Source organism: Mycobacterium sp. OAS707 (assembly GCF_014873705.1).
Taxonomy (GTDB): Bacteria; Actinomycetota; Actinomycetes; order Mycobacteriales; family Mycobacteriaceae; genus Mycobacterium.
The window spans coordinates 1426802-1451442 of record NZ_JADBDS010000001.1 but is presented as its reverse complement, the minus strand read 5'-3'; the positions used below and the strand labels follow the sequence as shown (position 1 = coordinate 1451442).

Here is a 24641-nt window from a genome sequence, read left to right as displayed (position 1 = left end):
GCAAAATGGCTTGACCTCAAGTCCACTTGAGGTGCCAAGCTGCTCATATGAGCGACTGGACAGATGACGTCTCGGCACGTTTCGTCCGCGATGTGTTGCCGTTGGTCGATCAGCTCTACCGCGCGGCGCTTCGCTACACGCGCCGGCCGGCGGACGCTGAAGACCTCGTGCAGGAGACGATGGTCAAGGCGTACGCAGGATTTCACAGGTTCTCGGACGGAACCAATGTGCGTGCATGGCTCTTTCGGATCCTGACGAACACCTGGATCAGTTCGTATCGCAGCGCGCAGCGACGTGTTGACGAAGTGCTCTCTGGTGACGTTGCCGAAGTGTGGCCTGCTGCGGCCAGAAACCCGTCGGCCGAACTGGCTGTGTTGGAGGCGATGGGCGATGAGGACGTGCGTGATGCGCTGCAGGCTCTGCCGGAGGGTCAGCGGTTGGTGGTCTACTACGCCGACGTAGAAGGCTTCCGGTACAAGGAGATTGCCGAGATCTTGGACGTGCCGCTGGGCACGGTGATGTCACGACTGCACCGCGGGCGCGCCAATCTGCGGAGGCTGCTCATGCGCGTTGCCGCGGAGCGTGGCTACGCGGCGTAGTCCCGGTTAGGGGCTGGGCGGAGCAGCGCACCGCTGCTTGATATCGATGAGCGGCTGCCGAATATTGGTCATGTCCGCCTGGACATCGGGGTGAGAGTTCAAGTAGGCCTTGGTCTTTTCGGCGACCTGAGCCCGCGTGAGGCCTTCGAGGCTTGTGTAGAAATAGTTCACGTCGGGATGGGTGAACAGATAGGCCGACGTCGCTGCCGAGACCCCTGACCGCACGCCTTCGAGATCGGCTGCGCTGCAGTTCGGCGGATCTGCGGCGGGGTCCTGGTCGGCATGAGCGAGGGGACTGCCGGCAAACAGCGCCGCACCGACTCCTGCGCCCGTGAATACGGCGGCGGCGAGGCGAGTCAACATCATGTCTCACAGTCTGCGCACAACGGGCACTCATGCGCCGCCATCGCAAGCAGTTCCACAGCAGATTCGGGCAGTGCTCACAGGCGGCGGACGTTTCGGCGACGGTAGGCCCTCACGGCGGGCGGATAGGCTGCCCGCGTGCTCATCGTGATCGAGGGTGTCGACGGAGCAGGCAAGCGCACGCTGACCAACGGGCTGCGCTCGGCGTTCGAAGCCGCCCACAAGTCCGTCGCCAGCCTGGCGTTCCCGCGCTACGGCCATTCGGTGGAAGCCGACCTCGCCGCCGAGGCACTGCACGGCGGCCACGGCGATCTGGCGCAGTCTGTCTATGCCATGGCCGTGCTGTTCGCCCTCGATCGCGCGAACGCCAAAACAGAAATCGCGCACCTCACCTCCGCGTACGACGTGGTCATCCTCGACCGTTACGTCGCCTCCAACGCCGCGTACAGCGCCGCGCGGTTACATCAGGGCGCCGACGGCGAGGCCGTCGAGTGGGTCCGCACCCTCGAATACGAGCGGCTGCACCTGCCCAAGCCGGATGCCCAGGTGCTCCTGGACGTGCCGACCGAACTGGCCGCCGAGCGCGCCGAGCGCCGCGCCAACGAAGAGGCCGACCGCGCCAAGGACTCCTATGAACGCGACGACGGGCTGCAGCGGCGCACCGGCGAGGTCTACTCCGGGCTCGCCGCCGCGCAGTGGTGCGGGCGCTGGCTGGTGGCCGGACCCGACGTGAACGCCGCCGCGCTCGCCGCAGACCTGGCTCAATAGCCGACTCGCGGGCGTGCTAGCAGCGTTTTATCGCAATCTGGTGCCACCATGGACACCATGAGGCAAAGGATTCTGGTTGTCGATGACGACCCGTCGCTGGCCGAGATGCTCACCATCGTCCTGCGCGGGGAAGGTTTCGACACCGCGGTCATCGGCGATGGCACGCAGGCACTCACGGCGGTCCGCGAGTTGCGGCCCGATTTGGTGTTGCTCGACCTGATGCTGCCAGGCATGAACGGCATCGACGTGTGCCGCGTGCTGCGCGCCGACTCCGGTGTGCCGATCGTCATGCTCACAGCCAAGACCGACACGGTCGACGTGGTGCTCGGCCTCGAGTCCGGGGCCGACGACTACGTCATGAAGCCGTTCAAGCCCAAGGAGCTGGTAGCGCGAGTTCGCGCCCGGCTGCGCCGCAACGAGGACGAGCCCGCGGAGATGTTGTCGATCGCCGATGTCGAGATCGACGTGCCCGCCCACAAGGTCACCCGGCAGGGTGAGCAGATTTCACTGACACCGCTGGAGTTCGACCTGCTGGTGGCGTTGGCGCGCAAACCGCGGCAGGTGTTTACTCGTGATGTGCTGCTCGAACAGGTGTGGGGCTACCGGCACCCCGCGGACACCCGTTTGGTGAACGTGCATGTCCAACGTTTGCGGGCCAAGGTTGAGAAAGACCCGGAGAACCCGCAGGTGGTCCTGACCGTTCGAGGAGTGGGATACAAGGCCGGACCCCCGTGATCGGACGGCTCGCCGTCGCCGCGATTTTGACCGCTCGGCGGTGGCCGTGAATTTTGCCGCTTGGCGGTCGCCGTGATCTTTCGCTCGAAGCGACGTATCCATCGGCGTTCTGCACCACTGCTACGCGGATTCGCGGCGCTGAGTCGAGCGATGGGTCTGGCGTGGAAGCGCTCCCTGCAACTGCGGGTGGTGGTGCTCACGCTCGGGCTGTCGCTCGCCGTCATCTTGGTGCTCGGCTTCGTGCTGACCAGCCAGATCACCGACCGCATCCTCGAAGTCAAGGTCCGCGCCGCAACCGAAGAGATCGAGCGCGCCCGCAACACCGTCAGTGGCATCGTCGGCGGTGAAGAAACACGGTCGCTCGACAGCAGCCTGCAGTTGGCGCGAAACACTCTGATCGACCGCAAGGCCGACACCGGCGCAGGACTTGCGGGCACCTTCGACGCGGTCCTCGTCGTTCCCGGCGACGGTCCCCGCGCCGCGACGGCGGCAGGCCCGGTGCAGCAGGTACCCAACGCGTTGCGCGACTTCGTGAAGGCCGGGCAGGTCAGTTATCAGTACGCAACCGTGCACACCGACGGTTTCTCCGGCCCGGCGCTGATCATCGGCAGCCCGACGTCCTCTCCGGTGACGAATCTCGAGCTGTACCTGATCTTTCCGCTGAACAACGAGGAATCCACCATCGCGCTGGTGCGTGGCACCATGCTGACCGGCGGCGTGGTGCTGCTCGGCCTGCTGGCCGCGATCGCCTTGTTGGTTGCCCGCCAGATCGTGCTGCCCGTGCGGTCGGCGTCGCGGATCGCCGAACGCTTCGCCGAAGGCCACCTCACCGAGCGCATGCCAGTGCGCGGCGAGGACGACATGGCGCGGCTGGCAGTGTCGTTCAACGACATGGCCGAAAGCCTGCACCGCCAGATCACCCAACTCGAGGAGTTCGGCAACCTGCAGCGCCGGTTCACCTCCGACGTCAGCCATGAGCTGCGCACCCCGCTGACGACGGTGCGGATGGCAGCCGACCTGATCTATGACCACAGCGAGGACCTGGATCCTGCGCTGCGCCGCTCCACCGAGCTGATGGTCAACGAGCTGGACCGATTCGAAACGCTGCTCAACGACCTGCTGGAAATCTCGCGCCACGACGCCGGTGTCGCCGAACTGTCGGTCGAGTCGGTGGATCTGCGCTCCACCGTGCAGAGCGCGCTGGACAACGTCGGCCACCTGGCTCAGGACGCCGACATCGAGCTGATCGAAGACATGCCCGCCGAAGAAGTGATCGCCGAAGTCGACCCGCGGCGCGTCGAGCGCATTCTGCGCAACCTGATCGCCAACGCCATCGACCATGCCGAGCACAAGCCGGTGCGTATCCGGATGGCCGCTGACGAGGACACCGTGGCAGTTACCGTCCGCGACTACGGCGTCGGGCTGCGGCCCGGCGAGGAGAAGCTGGTGTTCTCCCGGTTCTGGCGCTCGGACCCGTCGCGGGTGCGGCGCTCCGGCGGCACCGGTCTCGGCCTGGCGATCAGCATCGAAGACGCCAGGCTGCACCAGGGCCGGCTCGAGGCGTGGGGTGAACCAGGCAAGGGCGCCTGCTTCCGGCTGACGCTGCCGCTGGTACGCGGCCACAAAGTGACCACAAGCCCGTTGCCGATGAAACCCATTGGGCCAGAACGTAATCCGCGCCGAAACCGCGAGCGCGAACCCGCAGCGGAGAACGTGTGAAACGCGTCCTTGCCGCACTGTGGCTGCTTGCGTTCGTCCTCACGGGCTGCGCGGGAGTACCCAGTTCGTCCGCGCCGCAGGCCATCGGTACGGTCGATCGTCCGGCGCCGCCGAGCCTGCCCAAGCCGACCCCGGGCATGGATCCCGACGTCCTGTTGCGTGAATTCCTCAAGGCGACAGCCGATCCCGCCAACCGCCATCTCGCGGCACGACAGTTTCTCACCGAATCCGCTTCGCGCGCATGGGATGACGCCGGCAGCGCCCTACTGATCGACAACGTCGTTTTCGTCGAAACTCGCGGCCCCGAACATGTTTCGGTCAACATGCGCGCCGACATCCTCGGTTCCCTGTCGGATGTCGGTGTCTTCGAAACAGGGGAGGGCGCGCTGCCCGATCCCGGTCCCATCGAATTGGTCAAGACACCCGGCGGGTGGCGCATCGACAGGCTGCCCAACGGCGTTTTCCTTGACTGGCAACAGTTCCAGTCGACGTACAAGCGCAACACGCTGTACTTCGCCGACCCTACCGGGCATACCGTCGTACCCGACCCGCGGTACGTCGCGGTGTCCGACTCCGACCAGTTGGCCACCGAACTGGTCAGCAAATTGATCGCAGGCCCCCGGCCGGAGATGACCAACACGGTGCGCAACCTGCTTGGTCCGCCGCTCAAGTTGCGCGGGCCGGTGACGCGCGCCGATGGCGGCAAGACGGGTGTGGGCCGTGGCTACGGCGGCGCCCGCGTCGACCTGGAAAACCTATCGACGACAGACCCGCACAGCAGGCAACTGCTTGCCGCACAGATCATTTGGACCCTGTCCCGGGCCGGGATCAACGGACCGTATGTGATCAACGCCGACGGCGCGGCGCTGGACGATCGCTTCGCCGACGGCTGGGACACCTCCGACGTCGCGGCCACCGACCCCGGCGCGGCCGACGGCGCCGCTGCCGGCCTGCACGCACTGGTGGGCGGATCGCTGGTGTCACTGGATGGCCAGCGGACGAATCGGGTGGCGGGCCAGTTCGGTCAGATGCCCGGCCAGACCGCAGCGGCGGTGTCGCGCACCGGACAAGAAGTGGCATCGATCGTGACGCTGCGGCCGGGCGCGCCCGACATGGCGTCGTCGCTATGGGTGGGCCCGCTGAACGGCAATGCGACACAAGCGATGGAAGGGCGCACGCTGTCGCGGCCCAGTTGGGCTCTCGACGACGCGATCTGGGTGGTGGTCGACGGCATCAACGTGGTACGCGCGATCCAAGATGCCTCAGGCCAACCGGCCCGCATCCCCGTCGACTCCAGTGTGGTGTCGATGCGCTTCCCCGGTGTGATCGCTGAACTCCAGCTCTCCCGGGACGGAACGCGTGCCGCGATGGTCATCGAGGGTCAGGTGATCCTCGCCGCTGTCGAGCAGACCGCGGGCGGCGGCTATGCGCTGACATATCCACGGCGGCTTGGCTTCGGGCTCGGCAATACCGCGGTGTCGCTGGCCTGGCGTACCGGCGACGACATCGTCGTCAGTCGCACCGACCCGCAGCACCCGGTGTCCTACGTCAACCTCGACGGCGTGAACTCCGATGGCCCGAGCCGCAACCTGTTGATGCCGGTCACCACTGTGGCCGCCAACCCGTCGACGGTTTATGTCGCCGACGCGCGCGGTGTGCTTCAACTATCCGGCTCGGCGGCCGACAACGATCCGGCGTGGGCCGAGGTGCGGCCGCTGATGATGCCAAACGCGCTGCCCGTGTTGCCCGGCTAGCTTTCCAACCTCGCGCGAAATTGCGTTGAACCTTCCCCCTGCATCGCCCGTTGTGCAGACAAAACACCACTAGAGGTGTTTGCTCAACTCCCAGGAGGGGATGATGAAGATTCGCGGCCCGATAGTCACCCTCGCCGCGGTGGCGGTGCTCGGGGTCGGCATATTACTCATCAATATGTCGAAGGAGGGCCCGGCGCCGGCGAATCCGTACAGCCAGTCCACCACCACAGCCGCCGCGACGCCGGCCGCTCCGCCACCCGCACCGAGCACGCCACCGCCACCGCCCGCGTTCCCGGCCAAGGCCGACTACGTCGGCAAGGTGCCGACCGCCAACGGCACGCTCACGTTGGAGATCACCGTCGACGGTGACAAAGCCATCGCGTATGCCTGCGACGGCAACGCCGTCGAGTCGTGGTTGCGGGGTAGCGCCGTCAACGGCGCTGTGAGCCTTGCGAACAAGGACAAGACGAGCCGACTCGAGGGCCACCTCGAAGGCAGTGCGATCGTCGGAACCTTGTCCATCGGCGAAAAGAAGTGGGACTTCAACGCGCCCGTCGCGCAGCCACCCGCTGGGTTGTATGTCTACGAGAACGCGGGCGTGCGCAACAGCTGGATCGTCGACTCGACGGGCGGGGTGACCGGAGTGCAACGGCGCGAAGACAATTCGACCGCCCCGGCCCCCAAGCTGACGACCGACGGGATCGCGAACATCGACGGCATAGAGGTCAAGGCGATTCGGGTGGAGGGCGACAGCAATGTCTGATACCGAGGCCTCGACTGCCGCGGTGCCTGCGAAGTCGTCGGCAGTTGCGGTGTTGATTGCCGTTGCGCTCGGTGCGCTCGTCGCCGGCGGGCTCGGGGTGTTCGGGAAAGTACATGAGCCACAGTTCTTTTCGATCAACCTTGCCGGCTTCTCCAGCGGACTTGCGGTCAAGGCTTGGCTGGCGACGCTGGCCGTGGCGTTGGCGCTTTTCCAGCTGGGTTCGGCATTCGCGATGTATCGGCTGGTTCCGGGCGGCAAGGCGCCATCGTGGATCGGCACCGCGCACGTGTGGTCGGGTCGGCTGGCGGTGCTCACCAGTGTTCCGGTCGCCGTGCACTGCTTGTACGCGTTGGGGTTTGAGTCCTACGACAACCGCGTGCTGTTCCATTCGCTGTTCGGGTGCTTCTTTTACGGCGCATTCGTCACGAAGATGATCTTGCTGACCCGCAAAGGCCTTCGCAGCTGGGTGATTCCGGTTGTCGGCGGCCTGGTGTTCTTCGGTTTGGTGTATGTCTGGTTGACCTCAGCCCTGTGGTTCTTCCAGACCAACGGTGTCACGTTCTAACTGAAAGGTTGTGTATGAACATCGGAGAGTTCCCCATCTCGCGGCAGAAGGTTTTGCTCGGTGCCGGTCTGGGGCTGGTGACGGCGGTTGTGGCCGCATGCAGCACCTACGGCAAAAAGACCGAAGCGGCAAGCGAATCCGCCACTACGACCGCGGCCCCGACCGCGGGCGGCACCGCGACCCCGGCGGCGAAGTCCATCGCCAAGACCGCCGATGTGCCGGTGGGGTCCGGCGTGATCGTCGACGACATCGTGGTCACGCAACCCTCAGCCGGTGTCTTCAAGGGGTTCTCCGCGAAATGCACACATAAGGGGTGCATGGTGGACAAGGTGGCCGACGGCACCATCGACTGCCCGTGCCACGGCAGCAAGTTCAACCTCGACGGCACCGTGGCCAAGGGGCCTGCGGACAAACCGCTCGCAACCGAGAACATCTCGGTTCAGGGTGACTCGATTGTCCTTGGCTGAGAGGACCAGCGGCCAAGTCGTACCGCGGCGAGTGTGGACTTGATACACACGAAACGGCGAATGGCGTGACACAAGCCCACACTCGACGGTGATGTCGTACCTCGCCGCCACACTTCGCACATGCTCGACCTCGTCTTGCCGCTCGAGTGCGGCGGCTGCGGGGCCCCATCGACGCGATGGTGCCGCGCCTGCGCCCAGGACCTTGCCGTCAAGCCTGACCAGCCCCACCTGATCACCCCGCGCGTCGATCCCGGCGTGCCCGTCCTGTCGCTCGGTCGCTACGCAGGCCCGCGCCGCGACGCCATCGTCGCGGTCAAGGAGCACGGCCGCGCCGACCTGGTCGCACCGCTGGCCCGCGCGCTTGAACAAGCCATCGATCGCCTCCTCGACTGGGGTGTCATCGACACGCCGCTGACCGTCGTCCCGGCACCCACCCGGCGCTCGTCGGCCCGGCGCCGCGGCGGTGACCCGGTCACCCGGATCGCGCTGGCGGCCACCAAGCAGCACGCCGGGATCGCCGTCGTCCAGGCCCTGCGGCTGCGGGGTATGGTCCGCGACTCCGTCGGCCTGTCGGGCGCCGACCGTCAGCGCAACATCGCCGGCCGCGTGAAGATCACGAAGCCCGTAACGGGAGCGGTGCTCGTCGTCGACGACATCGTGACCACGGGCGCCACCGCCTCGGAATCGGTCCGCGTCCTGCACATCGCGGGTGCTCACGTGGCCGCGGTGCTTGCCATCGCCAACGCCTGACGCGCGGGCAACCGAGATTCAAATCAACCCTGTGTGAAGAACTGAAAACGGGTCCGCGAATTTACTGGCACTACCGGGTGAACACGATTACCGTCGGCAACAACCACCCGTGAAGCCTCACGGCGGCGCTCAACCCCGACGCGCCAGCATCGCCGACCAGCGGTAGGAGGTGAGTACTCGACACCTTGCGCCGGAGGGCGAAGCGACATGCAGGCCCGCCGGCGCGGAATCCGAAAGCCAAGCCGGGCACGCGAAGCGTGCGACTCCGTAGAGAAACGAGTTGCCAAGCATGTCAAGCCATTCCGTGGACTCAGACCGCACAACGATGGTGATCGAGGACGAGCCGCCCGAACCAACCCCGAACGCTGAGGTCGTCGTCAAGGGCCGCAACGTCGAGGTTCCCGACCACTTCCGCATCTATGTCTCAGAGAAACTGTCCCGCCTGGAACGATTTGACCGCACCATCTACCTCTTCGACGTCGAACTAGACCATGAGCGCAACCGGCGCCAACGCAAGAACTGTCAACACGTAGAGATCACCGCGCGAGGCCGCGGGCCCGTTGTCCGAGGCGAGGCCTGCGCCGACAGCTTCTACGCGGCCCTGGAATCGGCTGTCTGCAAGCTCGAGAGCCGCCTGCGCCGCCACAAGGACCGCCGCAAGATCCACTACGGGGACAAGACGCCCGTCTCGCTGGCCGAGGCCACCAAGATAGAGCCGGAATCATTCCAGCCCGCTCCGCCGCTTGCCGAGGAAAACCCGCAGGTCGACGGCGCCGCCATCGACGATCATGAACCCGGTCGCGTGGTGCGCGTCAAGGAGCACCCGGCAACCCCGATGACCGTCGACGATGCACTTTCCCAGATGGAACTCGTCGGCCACGATTTCTTCCTGTTCCACGACAAACAGAGCGACAAACCGTGCGTCGTGTACCGCAGGCACGCCTACGACTACGGACTGATCAGGCTCGCCTAGCCCTTTCCAGCGGCTTCGACCAGCAATTTCAACGGGTCACCTACGATGGACCTCGTCTGAATAAGACTGAGGTCCATCGAACCCATTGAGAAAATTGAGGAAATCGCGTGCTGGACAAGTTGCTCCGTCTCGGTGAAGGCCGCATGGTCAAGCGCCTCAAGGGGGTGGCTGACTACGTCAACACCCTGTCCGACGATGTGGAGAAGCTCTCCGACGCCGAGTTGCGGGCCAAGACCGACGAATTCAAGAAGCGCGTAGCCGACGGCGAAGACCTCGACGAACTGCTGCCCGAGGCATTCGCCGTCGCCCGCGAGGCGGCGTGGCGGGTGCTCGACCAGCGCCACTTCGACGTCCAGGTGATGGGCGGCGCGGCGCTGCACTTCGGCAACGTCGCCGAGATGAAGACCGGTGAGGGCAAGACCCTGACCGCTGTGTTGCCGTCGTACCTCAACGCATTGAGCGGCAAAGGCGTGCACGTCGTCACGGTCAACGACTACCTGGCCAAACGCGACGCGGAGTGGATGGGCCGCGTGCACCGCTTCCTCGGGCTCAACGTCGGCGTCATCCTTTCCGGGCTGAACCCCGAAGAACGCAGGGCGGCGTATCACGCCGACATCACCTACGGCACGAACAACGAGTTCGGCTTCGACTACCTGCGCGACAACATGGCGCACTCGCTGGCCGACCTGGTGCAGCGTGGGCACAACTTCGCGATCGTCGACGAGGTCGACTCCATCCTGATCGACGAGGCCCGCACGCCGCTGATCATCTCCGGACCCGCCGACGGCTCTTCGCACTGGTACACCGAGTTCGCCAGGCTGGCCCCCTTGATGGAGAAGGACGTCCACTACGAGGTCGACCTGCGCAAGCGCACCATCGGCGTGCATGAGCTGGGTGTCGAGCTGGTCGAGGATCAGCTCGGCATCGAGAACCTCTACGAGGCCGCCAACTCGCCGCTGGTCAGCTACCTCAACAACGCCATCAAGGCCAAGGAACTGTTCCAGCGCGACAAGGACTACATCGTCCGCGACGGCGAGGTGCTGATCGTCGACGAGTTCACCGGCCGCGTGCTGATCGGCCGCCGCTACAACGAAGGCATGCACCAGGCCATCGAGGCCAAGGAGCACGTGGAGATCAAGGCCGAGAACCAGACCCTGGCCACGATCACGCTGCAGAACTACTTCCGCCTCTACGAGAAGCTCTCCGGCATGACGGGCACCGCCCAAACCGAGGCCGCGGAACTGCACGAGATCTACAAGCTCGGCGTCGTGTCGATTCCGACCAACAAGGCCATGATCCGCCAGGACATGTCCGACCTGATCTACAAGACCGAAGAGGCCAAGTACATCGCGGTCGTCGACGACGTCGCGGAGCGGTACGAGAAGGGCCAGCCGGTGCTGATCGGCACCACCAGCGTCGAGCGTTCGGAATACCTGTCGCGCCAATTCCAGAAGCGGCGGCTCCCGCACAACGTGCTCAACGCGAAGTACCACGAGCAGGAAGCCAACATCGTCGCCGAGGCCGGTCGGCTGGGCGCGATCACCGTGGCCACCAACATGGCAGGCCGCGGCACCGACATCGTGCTTGGCGGCAACGTCGACTTCCTCGCCGACAAGAAGCTGCGCGCGCAGGGCCTCGACCCCGTCGAGACGCCCGAAGAGTACGAGGCGGCCTGGCACCAGGTCCTGCCCCAGGTGAAGGCGGAGGCGGCCGAGGAGGCCAAGGACGTCATCGAAACCGGCGGCCTGTACGTGCTGGGCACCGAGCGGCACGAGTCGCGCCGCATCGACAACCAGCTGCGCGGCCGCTCGGGACGTCAGGGCGATCCTGGCGAATCGCGGTTCTACCTGTCGCTGGGCGACGAGTTGATGCGGCGGTTCAACGGCGAGACGTTGGAGGCGCTGCTCAACCGGTTGCAGTTGCCCGACGACGTGCCGATCGAAGCCAAGATGGTCACCCGCGCGATCAAGAGCGCTCAAACCCAGGTCGAGCAGCAGAACTTCGAGGTCCGCAAGAACGTCCTCAAGTACGACGAGGTGATGAACCAGCAGCGCAAGGTCATCTACGAGGAGCGTCGCCTGATCCTCGAGGGGGAGAACCTCGCCGAGCAGGCGCACCGGATGCTCATCGATGTCATCACCGCCTACGTGAACGGCGCGACGGCCGAGGGCTACGCCGAGGACTGGGATCTCGAGCAGCTGTGGACGGCGCTCAAACAGCTCTACCCGGTCGGTATCGACCATCACGACCTGCTCGACTCCGACGCGGTCGGCGAGCCCGGCGAGCTGACCCGCGAGGAGCTGCTGGACGCGCTGATCGAGGACGGCGAGCGCGCGTATGCCGAACGCGAGAAGCAGCTCGAGGAGATCGCGGGTGAGGGCGCGATGCGGCAGCTCGAGCGCAACGTGCTGCTCAACGTGCTCGACCGCAAGTGGCGCGAACACCTTTACGAGATGGACTACCTCAAGGAGGGCATCGGCCTGCGGGCGATGGCGCAGCGCGATCCGCTGGTCGAATACCAGCGGGAGGGCTACGACATGTTCGTCGGCATGCTCGAGGGGCTGAAGGAAGAGTCGGTGGGCTTCCTGTTCAACGTCCAGGTGGAGGCCGCGCCGGCGCCGACCGTCGCGCCGGTCGCCACCCCCTCAGGGTTGGCGCAGTTCGCCGCCGACGCCGCTGCGAAGGCACAGGACAGCACCCAGGGCGGATTGGCCACCAAGGAGCGTCCAGCTGGCTTGCGCGCCAAGGGAATTGAAGACTCCGCGCCGCCGCTGACCTACTCCGGCCCATCCGAGGACGGCTCGGCACAGGTGAAGCGTGACGGTGGCGGCGGCAAGCACGCCGCGCCGACGGGCGGCACCAGTCGTCGTGAGCGGCGCGAGGCCGCTCGCCAGCAGGCCAAGTCCGCCAAGGGTATGCGCAGGCGCTAACGCGGTTCGAGGATCGCGGCGATGCGCTCCAATGTGGCGCGCATGCCGTCCTCGGTTTGCTTGGGCATGCCGCCCATCTTGAGCATCGGTCGCTGACGGTCCCGCGAGACGTCCCAGGTTTCGCGCACCAGCGTGCCCCCCTCGACCGGGCTCAGTTCGTAGCGCCAGATCCGCCCGCCGATCAACCCGAGCGGTCCCGTTCTGGTCTGCCACGCGATGCGGCGGTCGGGCTCGAACTCGATCACGGTGTTGGTGGTGCGGTACGGCACGAACAGTGTTTCGGGCCGTCCGCGCATCGACATGCCGAACTTCGAGCCGAGTTCCAGCGGTTGAGACTTTTCCCGGGAATGGTCGACGGTCCCGGAACCGTCGAAGCTGGAATGCTGCCCGGCGTCGGCGATCATGGCGAAGATTTCACTTGCGGACGCATTGATGACGCGCTCGACACTGATGCTGTTTACCTGCACGCCGCAACGCTAGTCGCGTCATCCCAGCTGTAAGGCAACAATTCGCCAGCGACCGTCGCGGCATTCGATCCGTCCTGCGATGGCCCGGACCCGTTGCGCGCGGGTGTAGGTCGCGAACAGCTCGCAGGCATCGGTGTCGACCATGCGCAGGCGGGATCGCTGCAGCGTCGCGGCGGCAGTCTGCGGCATTCGCGTCAACGCCGTGACCGTGTCGATCAAAGCCGGCGCCACCAGTGGACGCAGCTGCGCTATCGGCCTGCGCCGGTCGATCACCTCCAGCACGCGGCGCAACGCCGCGTCGGCGAACACCACCGCGGCGCGCGGTGGCAGCGGGTCGTGCGGCACCGGACGGGGCACGGGCCGATGGGTTCGGTTGGTGCGGCGGTGTAGCGCCGCGGACGTTGGCGGCGGGCACGCGGTGATTCCCACGGGCGGTGGTTCGCAGTCGATGATCGGCGTCGTCAACGACAGCGGTTTTGGCGGAATCCGAGATGCGGTCATCGGTGCTCTCCAGCGTTGGGTGCGACAAGCGTTCGGTACGACAAGACGGCATCTGCTGGAGAGTCGCAGACACGTCCATGATCCCACGGATTCCCAGGGCCTCACGGCGCCGGTATCCACCCGTGATGCGCGCGCACGGAACCTGCCGATAGCCTGCACGGGGGTCAATCGACAGCGACGACATCACGAGGGGGACTGCACCGGATGGTGACCAGGTTGTCGGCGTCAGACGCGTCGTTCTATCACCTGGAAGACACCTCGACCCCGATGTATGTGGGCACGCTGTCGATCCTGCGCAAGCCGCGCAACGGCCTGAGCTACGAAACCCTGCTGGCCACAGTCGAACAGCGCTTGCCGCAGATTCCGCGCTACCGGCAGAAGGTGCGCGAAGTGACGCTGGGGTTGGCCCGGCCGGTGTGGATCGACGACGGCGACTTCGACATCACCTACCACGTCAGGCGATCGGCGCTGCCGTCGCCCGGCAGCGACGCGCAGTTGCATGAGCTCATCGCCCGGCTCGGCTCGCGGCCCTTGGACAAGTCCCGGCCGCTGTGGGAGATGTACTTGATCGAGGGGCTGACCCGCAACCGCGTCGCGATCTACACGAAGTCACACCAGGCGTTGGTGAACGGCATGACGGCGCTCGCGCTCGGCCACGTCATCGCCGATCCCACGCAGAAGCCACCGGAGTTCGGCGAGGACATCTGGATTCCGGCGCGCGAGCCCAGCGACCGTCAGCTGTTGCTCGGCGCGGTCGGTGAGTGGATCACCCGGCCGGCAGAGCAACTCGGCGCGGTGCGCTCGGCGGTGACGGAGGTGGCGACCAACGCCGGTCAATTGGCCGAGGTCGGCCGCCGCGTCGTCGACGTAGCGCGCACCGTCGCACGGGGCACCGCGCCGAACAGCCCGCTGAACACCACGGTTTCGCGCAACCGTCGGTTCACCGTGGCAAGCCATCGGCTCGAGGACTACCGAGCGGTGCGAGCGCGGTACGAGTGCGACATCAACGACATCGTGCTGGCGGTGGTCGCCGGTGCGCTGCGGAACTGGCTGATGTCGCGGGGCGAGCCGGTGACATCGACGACGACCGTGCGCGCGATGGCGCCGATGTCGGTCTATCCCGACGCAGATCTCGACACGACCGGACCGGGTCAGGCCATCAGCGAGGTCGCGCCGTTTCTCGTCGACCTGCCGGTAGGTGAGGGAAACGCGGTCGTGCGACTGTCTCAGATTTCGCATGCCACCGAGTCACACCCGACGGCCGCCAGCCTCGTCGACGCAAGGACCATCGTCACGCTGTCCGGTTTTGCGCCACCGACGTTGCACGCCATGGGAATTCGGGTGGCCACTACGTTCTCGGCGCGGCAGTTCAACCTGCTGATCACGAATGTGCCGGGCGCGCAGAAGCAGATGTTCATAGCGGGCACCAAGCTGCTGGAGACCTATGCGGTGCCACCGCTGCTGAACAACCAAGTGCTCGCGATCGGCGTCACGTCCTACAACGGCATGCTTTATTTCGGCATCAACGCCGACCGCGACGCGATGAGCGATGTCGACGTGTTTCCCTCGCTGCTGCGGGAGTCGCTCGACGAATTGCTGGAAGCCGCGCAGTAGCAGTTAACCTCGCCTGGTGCGTGTCTATGTTCCGGCGACCCTGGCGATGTTGCAGCAGCTCGTCGCCGATCGGCTGCTGCACGCCCGCAGTGGGACCGCGTTCGCGGTCACGCCGGCGCTGCGCGAGTCCTATGCCGAAGGCGACGACGAAGAGCTTGCCGATGTTGCGCTTCGAGATGCGGCACTCGCCTCGCTGCGACTGTTGTCCGGCGAGGGCGCCTCGGATTTGCCTCCGCGGCGAGCGGTGGTGGTCGCCGAGGTCGAGGGCGTGACTGCGCGCCCGGATCTCGACGACGCGGTGGTGCGACTGTCGGCGCCGATCGCCTACGACGACGTGATCGCCGCATATGTCGACAATGCGGACGCCGAGCCCGCAGTGGTGGCTGCGATCGAGGCCGTCGACGCCGCTGACCTGGGCGATGAGGACGCGGAATTCATCGTCGGCGACGCCCAGGACCACGATCTCGCCTGGTATGCGCCCCAAGAGCTGCCGTTCCTGCTCGAGCTGCTGTGATGGCTCTCCCTTGGCTCAAGCGGCGAACCTACGGTACCGTAGGTTACGTCTCCCGGAGGACGGGAGACGCGATCCTGAAACTGGGGCAGGAGCTTTCGTTGGGCAAGAAATACAGCAGCAGCAGGCCCGCGGCCGTGCTCGCGGACACTGTGCGGCCGACCGTCGCCGGTGCCGGTAAGCATCGCGGGTGGGACGCGGCGCGGGCCCTTGCCGAGCGGATCACCACGCCACTGCTTCCCGACGACTATCTCAAGCTCGCCAACCCGTTGTGGTCGGCGCGCGAACTTCGCGGCCGGATTCTCGAGGTGCGCCGGGAAACCGAGGACTCCGCGACCCTGGTCATCAAGCCGGGCTGGGGATTCTCCTTCGACTATGAGCCCGGTCAGTACATCGGGATCGGGGTCCTGGTCGACGGCCGCTGGCGATGGCGGTCGTATTCGTTGACGTCCAGCCCGGTGACCGGGGCACGCATCATCACGATCACCGTCAAGGCGATGCCCGAGGGGTTTCTGTCGTCCCACCTGGTCGGCGGAGTGGCACCCGGCACGGTGGTGCGACTAGCGGCACCGCAAGGCAACTTCGTGATGCCCGACCCTGCGCCCGCCTCGGTGTTGTTCATCACCGCCGGCTCCGGCATCACACCGGTGATGTCGATGCTTCGCACTCTGGCTCGCCGCGATCAGATCACGGACGTGGTCCATTTGCATTCTGCCCCAACGGAATCCGACGTCATGTTCGCCGCCGAGCTGGCCGCTCTCGAGCGCAGCCATGACGGCTATCGGGTCAAGCTGCGGTCGACACGCACCGAAGGCCGCCTTGACCTGTCTGCGCTTGATGAAGAAGTGCCCGACTGGCGTCAGCGGCAGTCCTGGGCCTGCGGTCCCGAGGGCATGCTCAACCACGCCGAGGAGGTTTGGACGGCCGCCGGCATAGCGGAGCGGTTGCATCTGGAGCGCTTTGCCGTATCGAAGGCCGCCGCGCACGGCGAGGGTGGCTCGGTGCAGTTCGCCCGCAGCGGGAAGACGCTGTCCGTGGACGGGGCGACGCCACTGATGGACGCCGGCGAGAGCGTCGGCATCCAGATGCCGTTCGGCTGCCGGATGGGCATCTGTCAGTCGTGTGTCGTCCCACTGCTCGAGGGGCACGTCCGCGACCTGCGCACCGGTGTCGAGCACGAGCCGGGAAGCCGGGTGCAGACGTGCATTTCCGCAGCTTCTGGCGATTGTGTGCTCGACGTCTAAGGTTTACTGACCGGTAACCTACGGTATCGTAGGTTACGATAGGGTTGGCATCAGAAGGGAGGCAGAACAATGGCAATCACCGATGTACCGGCATTCGCGCATCTGACCGACTCAGACATCGAAAGTCTCGCGGTCGAGCTCGACGCCATCCGGCAGGACATTGAAGACTCCCGTGGGGAGCGCGATTCGCGCTACATCCGCCGCACCATCGCCGCCCAGCGTGCACTCGAGGTGGCGGGCCGGCTCATGCTGGCCGCGAGCTCGAAGCGATCGGCATGGTGGGCGGGCACTGTGACTTTGGGTGTGGCCAAGATCGTCGAGAACATGGAGATCGGCCACAACGTCATGCATGGCCAGTGGGACTGGATGAACGATCCCGAGATTCACTCCTCGACGTGGGAGTGGGATATGAGTGGGGCGTCCAAGCACTGGCGGTTCACCCACAACTTCATGCACCACAAGTACACCAACATCCTCGGCATGGACGACGATGTGGGCTACGGCCTGCTGCGGGTCACTCGTGACGACAAGTGGAAGCCGTTCAACCTCGGCAACCTGTTCTACAACACCATGCTCGCGCTCGGTTTCGAGTGGGGCGTGGGGCTGCAGCACCTCGAACTCGGCAGGATGTTCAAGGGCCGCGACGACCGCGACGCCACCATGGTGCGGCTGCGCGAGTTCTCGGCGAAGGCCGGTCGCCAGCTTGCCAAGGACTACGTGGCGTGGCCCGCGGTGACGTCGCTGTCGCCCGGCGCGACGTTCTCCTCGACAATGAAGGCCAACGCGGTCGCCAATGTCATCCGAAACGTGTGGGCCAACGCGGTGATCTTCTGCGGCCACTTCCCTGATGGCGCAGAGAAATTCACCAAGACCGATATGGCAGGCGAGAGCAAGGGCGAGTGGTACCTGCGCCAGATGCTGGGCAGCGCCAACTTCGAGGGTGGACCCGCACTGCGCTTCATGAGCGGCAACCTGTGCCACCAGATCGAGCACCACCTGTATCCGGACCTTCCGAGCAGCCGGCTTCATGAGATCTCACTGCGGGTGCGCGAGGTCTGCGACAAGTACGACCTGCCGTACACGACGGGTTCGTTCCTGGTGCAGTACGGCAAGACATGGCGAACGATCGCCAAGCTGTCGCTGCCGGACAAGTATCTGCGCGATACTGCCGACGATGCGCCCGAGACTCGCAGCGAGCGGATGTTCACCGAGTTGGAGCCCAGTCAGCGGCGGGGCCTCAAGTCGGCCATCGCCGCAGTGCGGGCGCGCAGGCGCGAAAAGCGGGCTCTGGCAGCCTGATTCGCTTCAGGTTCGGCGCGCGATGAGGTAGGCGTGCGGCGTCGATTCGAAGCCGTCGTCATTGGGTTCGCGCACCAGACCCGCGTAAGGCTCTAGCCCGGCCTCGTCCAACAACAGTGCGACGGTGTCGGGCTGGCGGCGGTAGAACGTCAATGACACCTGCTCGCCGAACATCTCCTTGAATGTGCGTGGCTGATCGCCCACTTGGAATGCAATCAGCGCGACGCCGTCGGGTCGCAGCACCCGATGGAATTCCGCGAAGACCCGAGGCAGCAATTCGTCGGGTATGTGGATGACGGAGTACCACGCGCAGATCCCGTCGAAGAGGCCGTCCTCGAAGTCCAAACTCGTCATGGAGCCGACCTGAAACTGCAGGCCGGGATTGAGCCGTCGGGCGGTGGCAATCATGTTGGGGGACAAGTCGATACCGACGACGTTCATCCCGCTCTCCGACAACATGCGCGACGTCGCACCCGTGCCGCAGCCGACGTCGGCGATGAGCGCATCAGGGCCGGCCAGTCCGGCGAAGCCGGTCAGCATCGCGCGATCCAGCGGCTTGTTGTGCAGGTGGTCGTGGAACCGTTCGGCGTATTCGGTTGCGGTGAGGTCGTAGCCCTCGCGCGTCGTGTCCAGGAAGTCCAGATCGGTCACCTTCGCACTCTACGCACGGTCATCGGCCGCGAGCGTGCATGAAACGCCCGCGCCGGGCGGCGTGTCATTGTGCAGACACGCACGCTCGCGGAATGTGTCAGGTGTCGAGGCGGTCGAATTGGTCGGGGTTGGGGCCCGTTCGTCCGGCCTCGCCCCTGTTCAGCGCGTCAAGGGCCGCGACATCGGCGTCGCTGAGTTCGAAGTCGAACAGCGCGAGATTCTCCCTGATCCGTTGCGGTGTCACCGATTTCGGGAACACCACATCGCCGCGTTGGATGTGCCAGCGCAGCACCACCTGCGCAGCCGACCTGCCCACCGCCTTGGCAATGCGCGCCACGGCGGGATCATTGGCCACCGCGCCGCGCGCCAGCGGCGCCCACGCCTCGGTCACGACGCCGTGCTCGCGGCCATACGCGCGCACTTCGTCGTTGCCGAAGTACGGGTGTAGCTCGACCTGGTTGACCGCGGGCGTGGTGTCGGCCTCGCGGGCCAGGCGCTTCAGATGTGCGACCTGAAAATTCGAAACCCCGATGCTGCGGGCGCGCCCGTCCTCCTTGAAATCCTCGAGCGTGCGCCACGTCGAGACGAAGTCACCGCCGTAGCGCGTCGGCAACGGCCAGTGGATCAGAAACAGATCGACGTAGTCGAAGCCCAGCGCGGTCAGCGTGTCGTCGAAGGCACGGCGCGCCTCGTCGGGTTCGTGCACGCCGTTGTTGAGCTTGCTGGTGACGAACACGTCGTCGCGGTCGACTCCCACCTCGCGGATAGCCTGCCCGACGCCATGCTCGTTGCGGTACATCTGCGCGGTGTCGATGTGACGGTATCCGGTCTCCAGCGCGGTGCGCACCGCGGCGGCCGTCTGATCAGGCGCGATCTTGTACGTGCCGAACCCCAACTGCGGGATGGCAGTGCCGTCGTTGAGCGTGATGGCGGGTACCTGGCTCACGTCGGCCAGCCTAGTTCCCCCGATCGGGGGACAACGGATTCCACCGCTGCGACGGCCGATCACCGGACATACAGCGAGCGCAGGTCAGGGCATTCTTTAGTCATCGCCGGAAAGCACCGGCGCAGAAACCGAAAAGCCCACTCACACAGGAGAATTCACAATGACCATCAACATCGCCCGCACCTTCGCACTGTCCGTCGTCTCGGCCGGCATCATCGGCGGCGCCGCTCTCGGCATGGCCGGCATGGCGAACGCTTCCACCTCGACACATCCGACCGGCCCCGGCCACATGTTCACCCCGAGCGTCAAGGCGCACCCCGCACCCGATGCGATGCCGGGCTGGCACGGCCACCACGGCGCCTGGCGCATCGAGCACTTCGAGCCCGGCTACCGCCCCTGACAGGCCGACGACCGACTGAGGCCCTCCCTTTCCCGGGGAGGGCCTCAGTTTTGTGCGGCCTCCCGCAGCACCGCAAGCAGCCGTCGCGCTGCGGCGACGCGCCCCGCCGCGGGCCCGGTCAGCGTGTCCAGCGCGCATTCCGGGTCGGCAGGCGGGCCCATGTGCCCGCATCCACGCGGGCAGTCCTTGATCGCCTCGGACAGATCCGAGAACGCCAGCATCACGTCGTCGGGTTCGATGTGCGCAAGCCCGAACGACCGGATACCCGGCGTGTCGATCACCCAGCCGCCAAAGCTCAGCGGTAGCGCCACCGACTGCGTCGACGTGTGCCTGCCCCTGCCGATGTCGGTCACTGCACCGGTGGCCCGATCGGCATCCGGCACAAGGCGATTCACCAGTGTCGACTTGCCGACGCCCGAATGCCCCAGTAGCACGGTCACCTTGTCTGTCAGCAGTGGCGCTACAGCGTCGAGCGGATCATCGCGGCCTGCGGTGGTGATGGTCAGGTCGAGGTCGGCGAACTGCGCGGCAAACGGTTCCGGCGGCGCCAGGTCGGTCTTCGTCAGGCACAGAATGGGTTCGAGCCCACCGGCATACGCCGCGATCAGTGTCCGCTCGACCAGGCCGGTGCGCGGTGGGGGGTCGGCCAACGCGACCACGATCAGCAGCTGATCGGCGTTGGCTACGACGACGCGCTCGGTCGGATCCGTGTCATCGGCGGTGCGCCGCAACACCGTTCGCCGGTCACCACGCCGAACGATCCGCGCCAGCGTGTCGGGTCGTCCGGAGAGATCGCCGACGATGCCGACCTCGTCGCCGACGACGATCGGCGTGCGGCCCAGCTCCCTGGCCCGCATCGCGGTGACGCGACGTTCGGGGTCACCGCCCAGCGCACAGCCCCACCGGCCACGGTCAACGGCGACGACCATGGCTTCCTGCGCGTCGGCGTGCTCGGGGCGAGTCTTGGTCCGCGGCCGCGAGCCGCGACCGGGTCGCACCCGGACATCGGACTCGTCGTACTCGCGAGGACTCAATTGCCGGTTGTCCTCCTCGCGTGCGGATTGCCCGCGAGCAGTTCATCCCATAGCCGTGGGAAATCCGGCAGCGTCTTCGCTGTCGTGCCGATGTCTTCCACTTCGACTCCGGGCACGCGCAGCCCGACGATGGCTCCCGCGGTCGCCATCCGGTGGTCGGCATACGACTGCCACACCCCGCCGTGCAACGGCCGCGCGGTGATGCGAAGGCCGTCGGGCGTCTCCTCGCATCGCCCACCGAGCCGGTTGATCTCGGTCGACAACGCCGCGAGCCGATCGGTTTCGTGGCCACGCAAATGCGCGATCCCGCTGAGCTGCGACACCGATCCGTCGGAGGCCAACGCGGCAAGCGCTGCGATCGCAGGTGTCAGCTCGCCGACGTCGTGCAGATCGACCTCGAAGCCGCCGTAACTCGGTGCGCCCTGCACCTCCAAATATGAACCGCCTTGGCGCACAACGGCACCCAGCTTCTCCAAGATCGCGAAGATGTCCTCGACCGGCTGGATGCTTGCCTCCGGCCAGCCCGAAACCCTGACGCTGCCACCGCTGACCACTGCGGCGGCCAGGAACGGTACCGCGTTGGACAGGTCTGGCTCAATGGTCCAGTCCCGCGCGGCAATTGGGCCCCGCGCGACGCGCCAGCGGTTGGCCGAGCTGTCGTCGACGTCGACGCCTGCATCGCGCAGCATCGAGACCGTCATCGCGATATGTGGCGCCGACGGCACCGATTCGCCGGTGTGCACGACCGTCAGCCCGTCGGCGAACGCTGCCCCTGCCAGCAGCAGACCCGAGACGAACTGCGACGAGGCCGAGGCGTCGATCTCGACCGTGCCACCGGCCACCGAACCGGCGCCGCGCACCGAGAACGGCAGGCCGTCGCCGTCGATATCGACACCGAGGCCGCGAAGCGCGTCGAGCAGCGGCGTGATCGGGCGAGCCCGGGCCTGTTCGTCACCGTCGAACAGCACCGACTGCGTGCTCAGCGCGGCGACCGGCGGAAGGAAGCGCAGCACCGTGCCTGCCAGACCACAATCCACGCGGGCCTCGGGCCGGGGTGCGATGGCACCGCCGACGGTCAGCTCGCTGCCCGCACCGTCGATGGCGACACCGAGGGTCTGCAACGCGCCGATCATCAGGTCGGTGTCGCGGCTGTGCAGTGCGCCGCTGATGGTCGACGTACCGTTCGGCGTCGCCAGCGCCGCGAGCACGAGCGCCCGGTTGGTCAGGGATTTGGAGCCGGGGATCGTCACGGTGGCATGCACAGGGGTCGACGTCGACGGTGCCTGCCAGTTGCTCACGGCTCTATCCTGCACTGTCGGTTGCGCGTGCCACCATGGGATATATGTGTGGGCGATTCGCGGTAACCACCGATCCGGCCCTGCTGGCCGAAAAGATCAAGGCCATCGACGAGAGCACAGCGGCCGCCAAGGACAAGGACACTCCCGGGGCCAACTACAACGTCGCGCCGACCACGACGATCAGCACGGTGGTCAAGCGGCACACCGAACCGGATGACGAGTCGACGCGGCGGGTGCGATCGATGCGGTGGGGTCTGGTCCCGCCGTGGGCCAAGGCCACAGTCGACGGCGGTCCCGACACCAAGGGACCGCTGCTGATCAATGCGCGGGCCGAAAAGATCACCACCTCACCCGCGTTCCGCAACTCGGCGAAGAGCAAGCGCTGCCTGGTGCCGATGGACGGCTGGTACGAGTGGAAGCCCAACGGCGAACTCGCGTCGGGCAAGAAGGCGCCGAAGACTCCGTATTACATGTACGGCAGCGACGGCGAGATGCTGTTCATGGCGGGCCTGTGGTCGACGTGGCGGCCGAAAGACGCACCCAAGGATGCGCCGCCGCTGCTGAGTTGCACGATCATCACCACCGACGCGGCGGGCCCGCTGGCCGAGATCCACGACCGGATGCCATTGACCATCAGCCGCGACGACTGGGACCGCTGGCTCGACCCCGACGCCCCCGTGGATGAGGGGCTGCTGCGCGGCCACGGCGACCTCGATCGCATCGCGATTCGCGAGGTCTCGCGCCTGGTCAACAGCATCCGAAACAACGGCCCCGAGTTGATCGAGCCGGCCAAGCAGGAGCCTGAGCAGGCGACACTGCTATAGCCGAGGATTTCTCGGTTAAGTTAGAGTATTCCTCGTGCCGCGTTCGGGTGCGAGGACGTCAGACGCCCGGGACCGGTTGCTGCACGTGGCGCGGCGCCGGTTCGCGGTCGACGGTGCACTGGTGCCGACGCTCGACGAGGTTCGGCGCGAAGCCGAGGTCAGTGTCGGCGCGCTGTACCACCATTTCCCCGACAAGGCCGCGCTTGCCGCGGCTGTCTATGCGCAGTTGATGGCCGAATACCAAGCGGGATTCGTCGCGATGCTGCGCGAGCACGACACCGCCGAGGGCGGCATCCGCGGCGGCGTCGCGTATCACCTGCGGTGGGTGAGCGAGCATCGCGGCGAGGCCAGGCTGATGCTCGGCGACCGGCTCGACAGTGCGGCACTGCACGACGCCAATCGCGAGTTCTTCGCCGCTGTGAGCGACTGGTGGCGGCCGCATCACACGTACGGGGCGTTGCGGCCGATGCGCGTAGGGATCACGGCCGCGCTCTGGCTGGGCCCCGCGCAGGAGTTCAGCCGCCATTGGGTCGCAGACGGCGATGCCAAGTTGCCACGCGATGTGGTCGAGACGTTCGCGTCAGCCGCATGGACTGTATTGCGCGCCAACGATATTGAGGAGCAGAAGAAATGAATTCCATGTACCGCACCATCGTGGCGTCCGGTGACGACCCGGATGCGCCGCAGCGCGTGCACGTCGACCGCCGCGGCGACCGCACGGTGATCACGCTCGACGAATCCGACCGTCTCAACGTGCTTTCCGCTCCGTTGGTGCGTCAACTGCGGAGGGCGTTGGAAGCCGTGGACGCCGACCCCGATGTCCGCAGCGTCGTGCTGACCGGCGCCGATCCCGGGTTCAGTGCAGGCGGCGACCTGAAGATGATGAACGTGGCCATCGAATCGCTCGGCGAGCCTGAAGGCGTCGCCGACGTGTGGCGGTGGATCCGCCGCGAGTTCGGCGGCATTGCCAGGCTCATCGCACGGTCGGACACCATCTTCATCGCTGCGCTCAACGGCGCGGCCGCCGGCGTCGGTCTGGCGTGGGCTCTGACCTGCGATTTGGTCGTCGCCAGCGACCGCGCGGTCATCGTCCCCGCGTTCGGCCGCCTCGGCCTCATCCCCGAGGTCGGCACCAGCTGGGCGCTGACCCGGCGGCTGGGCTATCAGGGCGCCCTGGCTTATTACCTGCGCGGCGACCACATAGACGCCGAGACGGCGTTACGGCTCGGGCTCGTGCAGGAGGTCGTCGAACACGACCGTCTGCTGGCTGCCGCCGACGAATGGTGTTCGCGCATCGCCGATTTGCCACCTCATGCGGTCGCGATGAGCAAACCATTGCTGCGCGCGACTGCCGACGCGAATTGGAACGATGCGATCACGTTGGAGGAATTCGCCGAGCCCGCGTGCTTCACCACCGCGGCGTTTGCCGACAGTGTGCGCTCGATGCTGAAGTAGGCACAGCTGTT

Annotated in this window: 26 protein-coding genes; 19 read left to right on the top strand and 7 right to left on the bottom strand. The window is 66.2% G+C overall.

The window, feature by feature from the left end; translation table 11 throughout:
- The first annotated feature begins 47 nt into the window (after window positions 1-47).
- On the top strand, window positions 48-599 hold the full coding sequence (locus GGC64_RS07180; RefSeq protein WP_192721713.1) for a sigma-70 family RNA polymerase sigma factor: 552 nt from the start codon (window positions 48-50) through the stop codon (window positions 597-599).
- 6 nt (window positions 600-605) lie between these two features.
- Here GGC64_RS07180 and GGC64_RS07175 read toward each other — a convergent pair whose 3' ends face one another.
- On the bottom strand, window positions 606-962 hold the full coding sequence (locus GGC64_RS07175) for a heme-binding protein (RefSeq protein ID WP_370582055.1): 357 nt from the start codon (window positions 960-962) through the stop codon (window positions 606-608).
- A 138-nt stretch (window positions 963-1100) separates the two neighbouring features.
- On the opposite strand from GGC64_RS07175, the gene GGC64_RS07170 reads away from it, so the two are divergent.
- The 10 genes from GGC64_RS07170 (at window position 1101) to secA (ending at window position 12386) form a co-directional block, all read left to right on the top strand.
- Window positions 1101-1730: a dTMP kinase gene (locus tag GGC64_RS07170; protein ID WP_192721711.1), complete on the top strand. Its 630-nt coding sequence runs from the start codon at window positions 1101-1103 to the stop codon at window positions 1728-1730.
- A gap of 48 nt (window positions 1731-1778) precedes the next feature.
- Window positions 1779-2465 carry a two-component system response regulator MtrA gene (gene mtrA, locus GGC64_RS07165; protein ID WP_178360924.1) on the top strand — a complete coding sequence of 229 codons (687 nt, stop codon included), beginning with the start codon at window positions 1779-1781 and terminating at the stop codon, window positions 2463-2465.
- Window positions 2466-2537: 72 nt separating this feature from the next.
- The gene (gene mtrB, locus GGC64_RS07160) at window positions 2538-4184 is read left to right on the top strand and encodes an MtrAB system histidine kinase MtrB (protein WP_192722437.1); all 1647 of its coding nucleotides are present in this window, start codon (window positions 2538-2540) and stop codon (window positions 4182-4184) included.
- Window positions 4181-5938 carry an MtrAB system accessory lipoprotein LpqB gene (gene lpqB, locus GGC64_RS07155; protein WP_192721710.1) on the top strand — a complete coding sequence of 586 codons (1758 nt, stop codon included), beginning with the start codon at window positions 4181-4183 and terminating at the stop codon, window positions 5936-5938. Before mtrB ends, lpqB begins: the two co-directional genes overlap by 4 nt.
- A 103-nt stretch (window positions 5939-6041) precedes the next feature.
- Complete coding sequence (locus tag GGC64_RS07150) at window positions 6042-6701, top strand: hypothetical protein (RefSeq protein WP_192721709.1); 660 nt, start codon at window positions 6042-6044, stop codon at window positions 6699-6701.
- A complete protein-coding gene (locus GGC64_RS07145) occupies window positions 6694-7266 on the top strand; it encodes a DUF6529 family protein (RefSeq protein WP_192721708.1) in 573 nt (190 codons plus the stop codon). Before GGC64_RS07150 ends, GGC64_RS07145 begins: the two co-directional genes overlap by 8 nt.
- A gap of 14 nt (window positions 7267-7280) precedes the next feature.
- Window positions 7281-7733 (top strand): ubiquinol-cytochrome c reductase iron-sulfur subunit, encoded by a 453-nt coding sequence (locus tag GGC64_RS07140; protein ID WP_192721707.1) that lies wholly within the window; start codon window positions 7281-7283, stop codon window positions 7731-7733.
- Window positions 7734-7853: 120 nt separating this feature from the next.
- Window positions 7854-8483, top strand: a complete 630-nt coding sequence (locus GGC64_RS07135; RefSeq protein ID WP_192721706.1) for a ComF family protein — start codon at window positions 7854-7856, stop codon at window positions 8481-8483.
- A 325-nt stretch (window positions 8484-8808) separates the two neighbouring features.
- Window positions 8809-9456, top strand: a complete 648-nt coding sequence (gene hpf / locus GGC64_RS07130) for a ribosome hibernation-promoting factor, HPF/YfiA family (protein ID WP_192722436.1) — start codon at window positions 8809-8811, stop codon at window positions 9454-9456.
- A 107-nt stretch (window positions 9457-9563) separates the two neighbouring features.
- Window positions 9564-12386, top strand: a complete 2823-nt coding sequence (gene secA, locus GGC64_RS07125; RefSeq protein WP_192721705.1) for a preprotein translocase subunit SecA — start codon at window positions 9564-9566, stop codon at window positions 12384-12386.
- Here the strand turns inward: secA and GGC64_RS07120 are convergent.
- Window positions 12383-12853, bottom strand: coding sequence for an SRPBCC family protein (locus GGC64_RS07120; RefSeq protein WP_192721704.1), 471 nt, complete (start codon window positions 12851-12853; stop codon window positions 12383-12385). The two genes, secA and GGC64_RS07120, sit on opposite strands and share 4 nt — an antisense overlap.
- An 18-nt stretch (window positions 12854-12871) precedes the next feature.
- Window positions 12872-13354: an Rv3235 family protein gene (locus GGC64_RS07115; RefSeq protein WP_192721703.1), complete on the bottom strand. Its 483-nt coding sequence runs from the start codon at window positions 13352-13354 to the stop codon at window positions 12872-12874.
- A gap of 204 nt (window positions 13355-13558) precedes the next feature.
- Here GGC64_RS07115 and GGC64_RS07110 point away from each other — a divergent pair, with 204 nt between their 5' ends.
- The 4 genes from GGC64_RS07110 to GGC64_RS07095 all read left to right on the top strand — a co-directional run bounded on the left by GGC64_RS07110 (window position 13559) and on the right by GGC64_RS07095 (window position 18022).
- Complete coding sequence (locus tag GGC64_RS07110) at window positions 13559-14968, top strand: wax ester/triacylglycerol synthase family O-acyltransferase (RefSeq protein ID WP_192721702.1); 1410 nt, start codon at window positions 13559-13561, stop codon at window positions 14966-14968.
- Between the two features lie 13 nt (window positions 14969-14981).
- Window positions 14982-15482 carry a hypothetical protein gene (locus GGC64_RS07105; RefSeq protein ID WP_192722435.1) on the top strand — a complete coding sequence of 167 codons (501 nt, stop codon included), beginning with the start codon at window positions 14982-14984 and terminating at the stop codon, window positions 15480-15482.
- A complete protein-coding gene (locus tag GGC64_RS07100) occupies window positions 15482-16723 on the top strand; it encodes a ferredoxin reductase (protein WP_304611080.1) in 1242 nt (413 codons plus the stop codon). Before GGC64_RS07105 ends, GGC64_RS07100 begins: the two co-directional genes overlap by 1 nt.
- Window positions 16724-16792: 69 nt before the next feature.
- Entirely contained in the window at window positions 16793-18022 is a 1230-nt protein-coding gene (locus GGC64_RS07095) for a fatty acid desaturase (RefSeq protein WP_192721700.1), read from the top strand.
- Window positions 18023-18028: 6 nt separating this feature from the next.
- Here the strand turns inward: GGC64_RS07095 and GGC64_RS07090 are convergent, their stop codons facing one another.
- Window positions 18029-18673 carry a class I SAM-dependent methyltransferase gene (locus GGC64_RS07090; protein WP_192721699.1) on the bottom strand — a complete coding sequence of 215 codons (645 nt, stop codon included), beginning with the start codon at window positions 18671-18673 and terminating at the stop codon, window positions 18029-18031.
- Between the two features lie 97 nt (window positions 18674-18770).
- Window positions 18771-19619, bottom strand: coding sequence for an aldo/keto reductase (locus GGC64_RS07085; RefSeq protein WP_192721698.1), 849 nt, complete (start codon window positions 19617-19619; stop codon window positions 18771-18773).
- Window positions 19620-19779: 160 nt separating this feature from the next.
- Between GGC64_RS07085 and GGC64_RS07080 the strand changes: the two genes are divergently transcribed.
- Entirely contained in the window at window positions 19780-20019 is a 240-nt protein-coding gene (locus tag GGC64_RS07080) for a hypothetical protein (RefSeq protein ID WP_192721697.1), read from the top strand.
- A gap of 44 nt (window positions 20020-20063) precedes the next feature.
- On the opposite strand, the gene rsgA is transcribed toward GGC64_RS07080, so the two are convergent.
- Together rsgA and aroA are read right to left on the bottom strand one after the other, a co-directional pair.
- The gene (gene rsgA, locus GGC64_RS07075; RefSeq protein WP_192721696.1) at window positions 20064-21053 is read right to left on the bottom strand and encodes a ribosome small subunit-dependent GTPase A; all 990 of its coding nucleotides are present in this window, start codon (window positions 21051-21053) and stop codon (window positions 20064-20066) included.
- On the bottom strand, window positions 21050-22351 hold the full coding sequence (aroA, locus tag GGC64_RS07070) for a 3-phosphoshikimate 1-carboxyvinyltransferase (protein ID WP_192721695.1): 1302 nt from the start codon (window positions 22349-22351) through the stop codon (window positions 21050-21052). The genes rsgA and aroA overlap by 4 nt, the downstream gene beginning before the upstream one ends.
- A gap of 44 nt (window positions 22352-22395) precedes the next feature.
- On the opposite strand from aroA, the gene GGC64_RS07065 reads away from it, so the two are divergent.
- From GGC64_RS07065 to GGC64_RS07055, 3 genes are read left to right on the top strand one after another with little or no spacing between them, the layout of a single operon-like run.
- On the top strand, window positions 22396-23175 hold the full coding sequence (locus tag GGC64_RS07065; protein WP_192721694.1) for an SOS response-associated peptidase: 780 nt from the start codon (window positions 22396-22398) through the stop codon (window positions 23173-23175).
- A 34-nt stretch (window positions 23176-23209) separates the two neighbouring features.
- A complete protein-coding gene (locus GGC64_RS07060) occupies window positions 23210-23809 on the top strand; it encodes a TetR/AcrR family transcriptional regulator (protein ID WP_192721693.1) in 600 nt (199 codons plus the stop codon).
- On the top strand, window positions 23806-24630 hold the full coding sequence (locus GGC64_RS07055; RefSeq protein WP_192721692.1) for an enoyl-CoA hydratase/isomerase family protein: 825 nt from the start codon (window positions 23806-23808) through the stop codon (window positions 24628-24630). Before GGC64_RS07060 ends, GGC64_RS07055 begins: the two co-directional genes overlap by 4 nt.
- Window positions 24631-24641 lie beyond the last annotated feature (11 nt).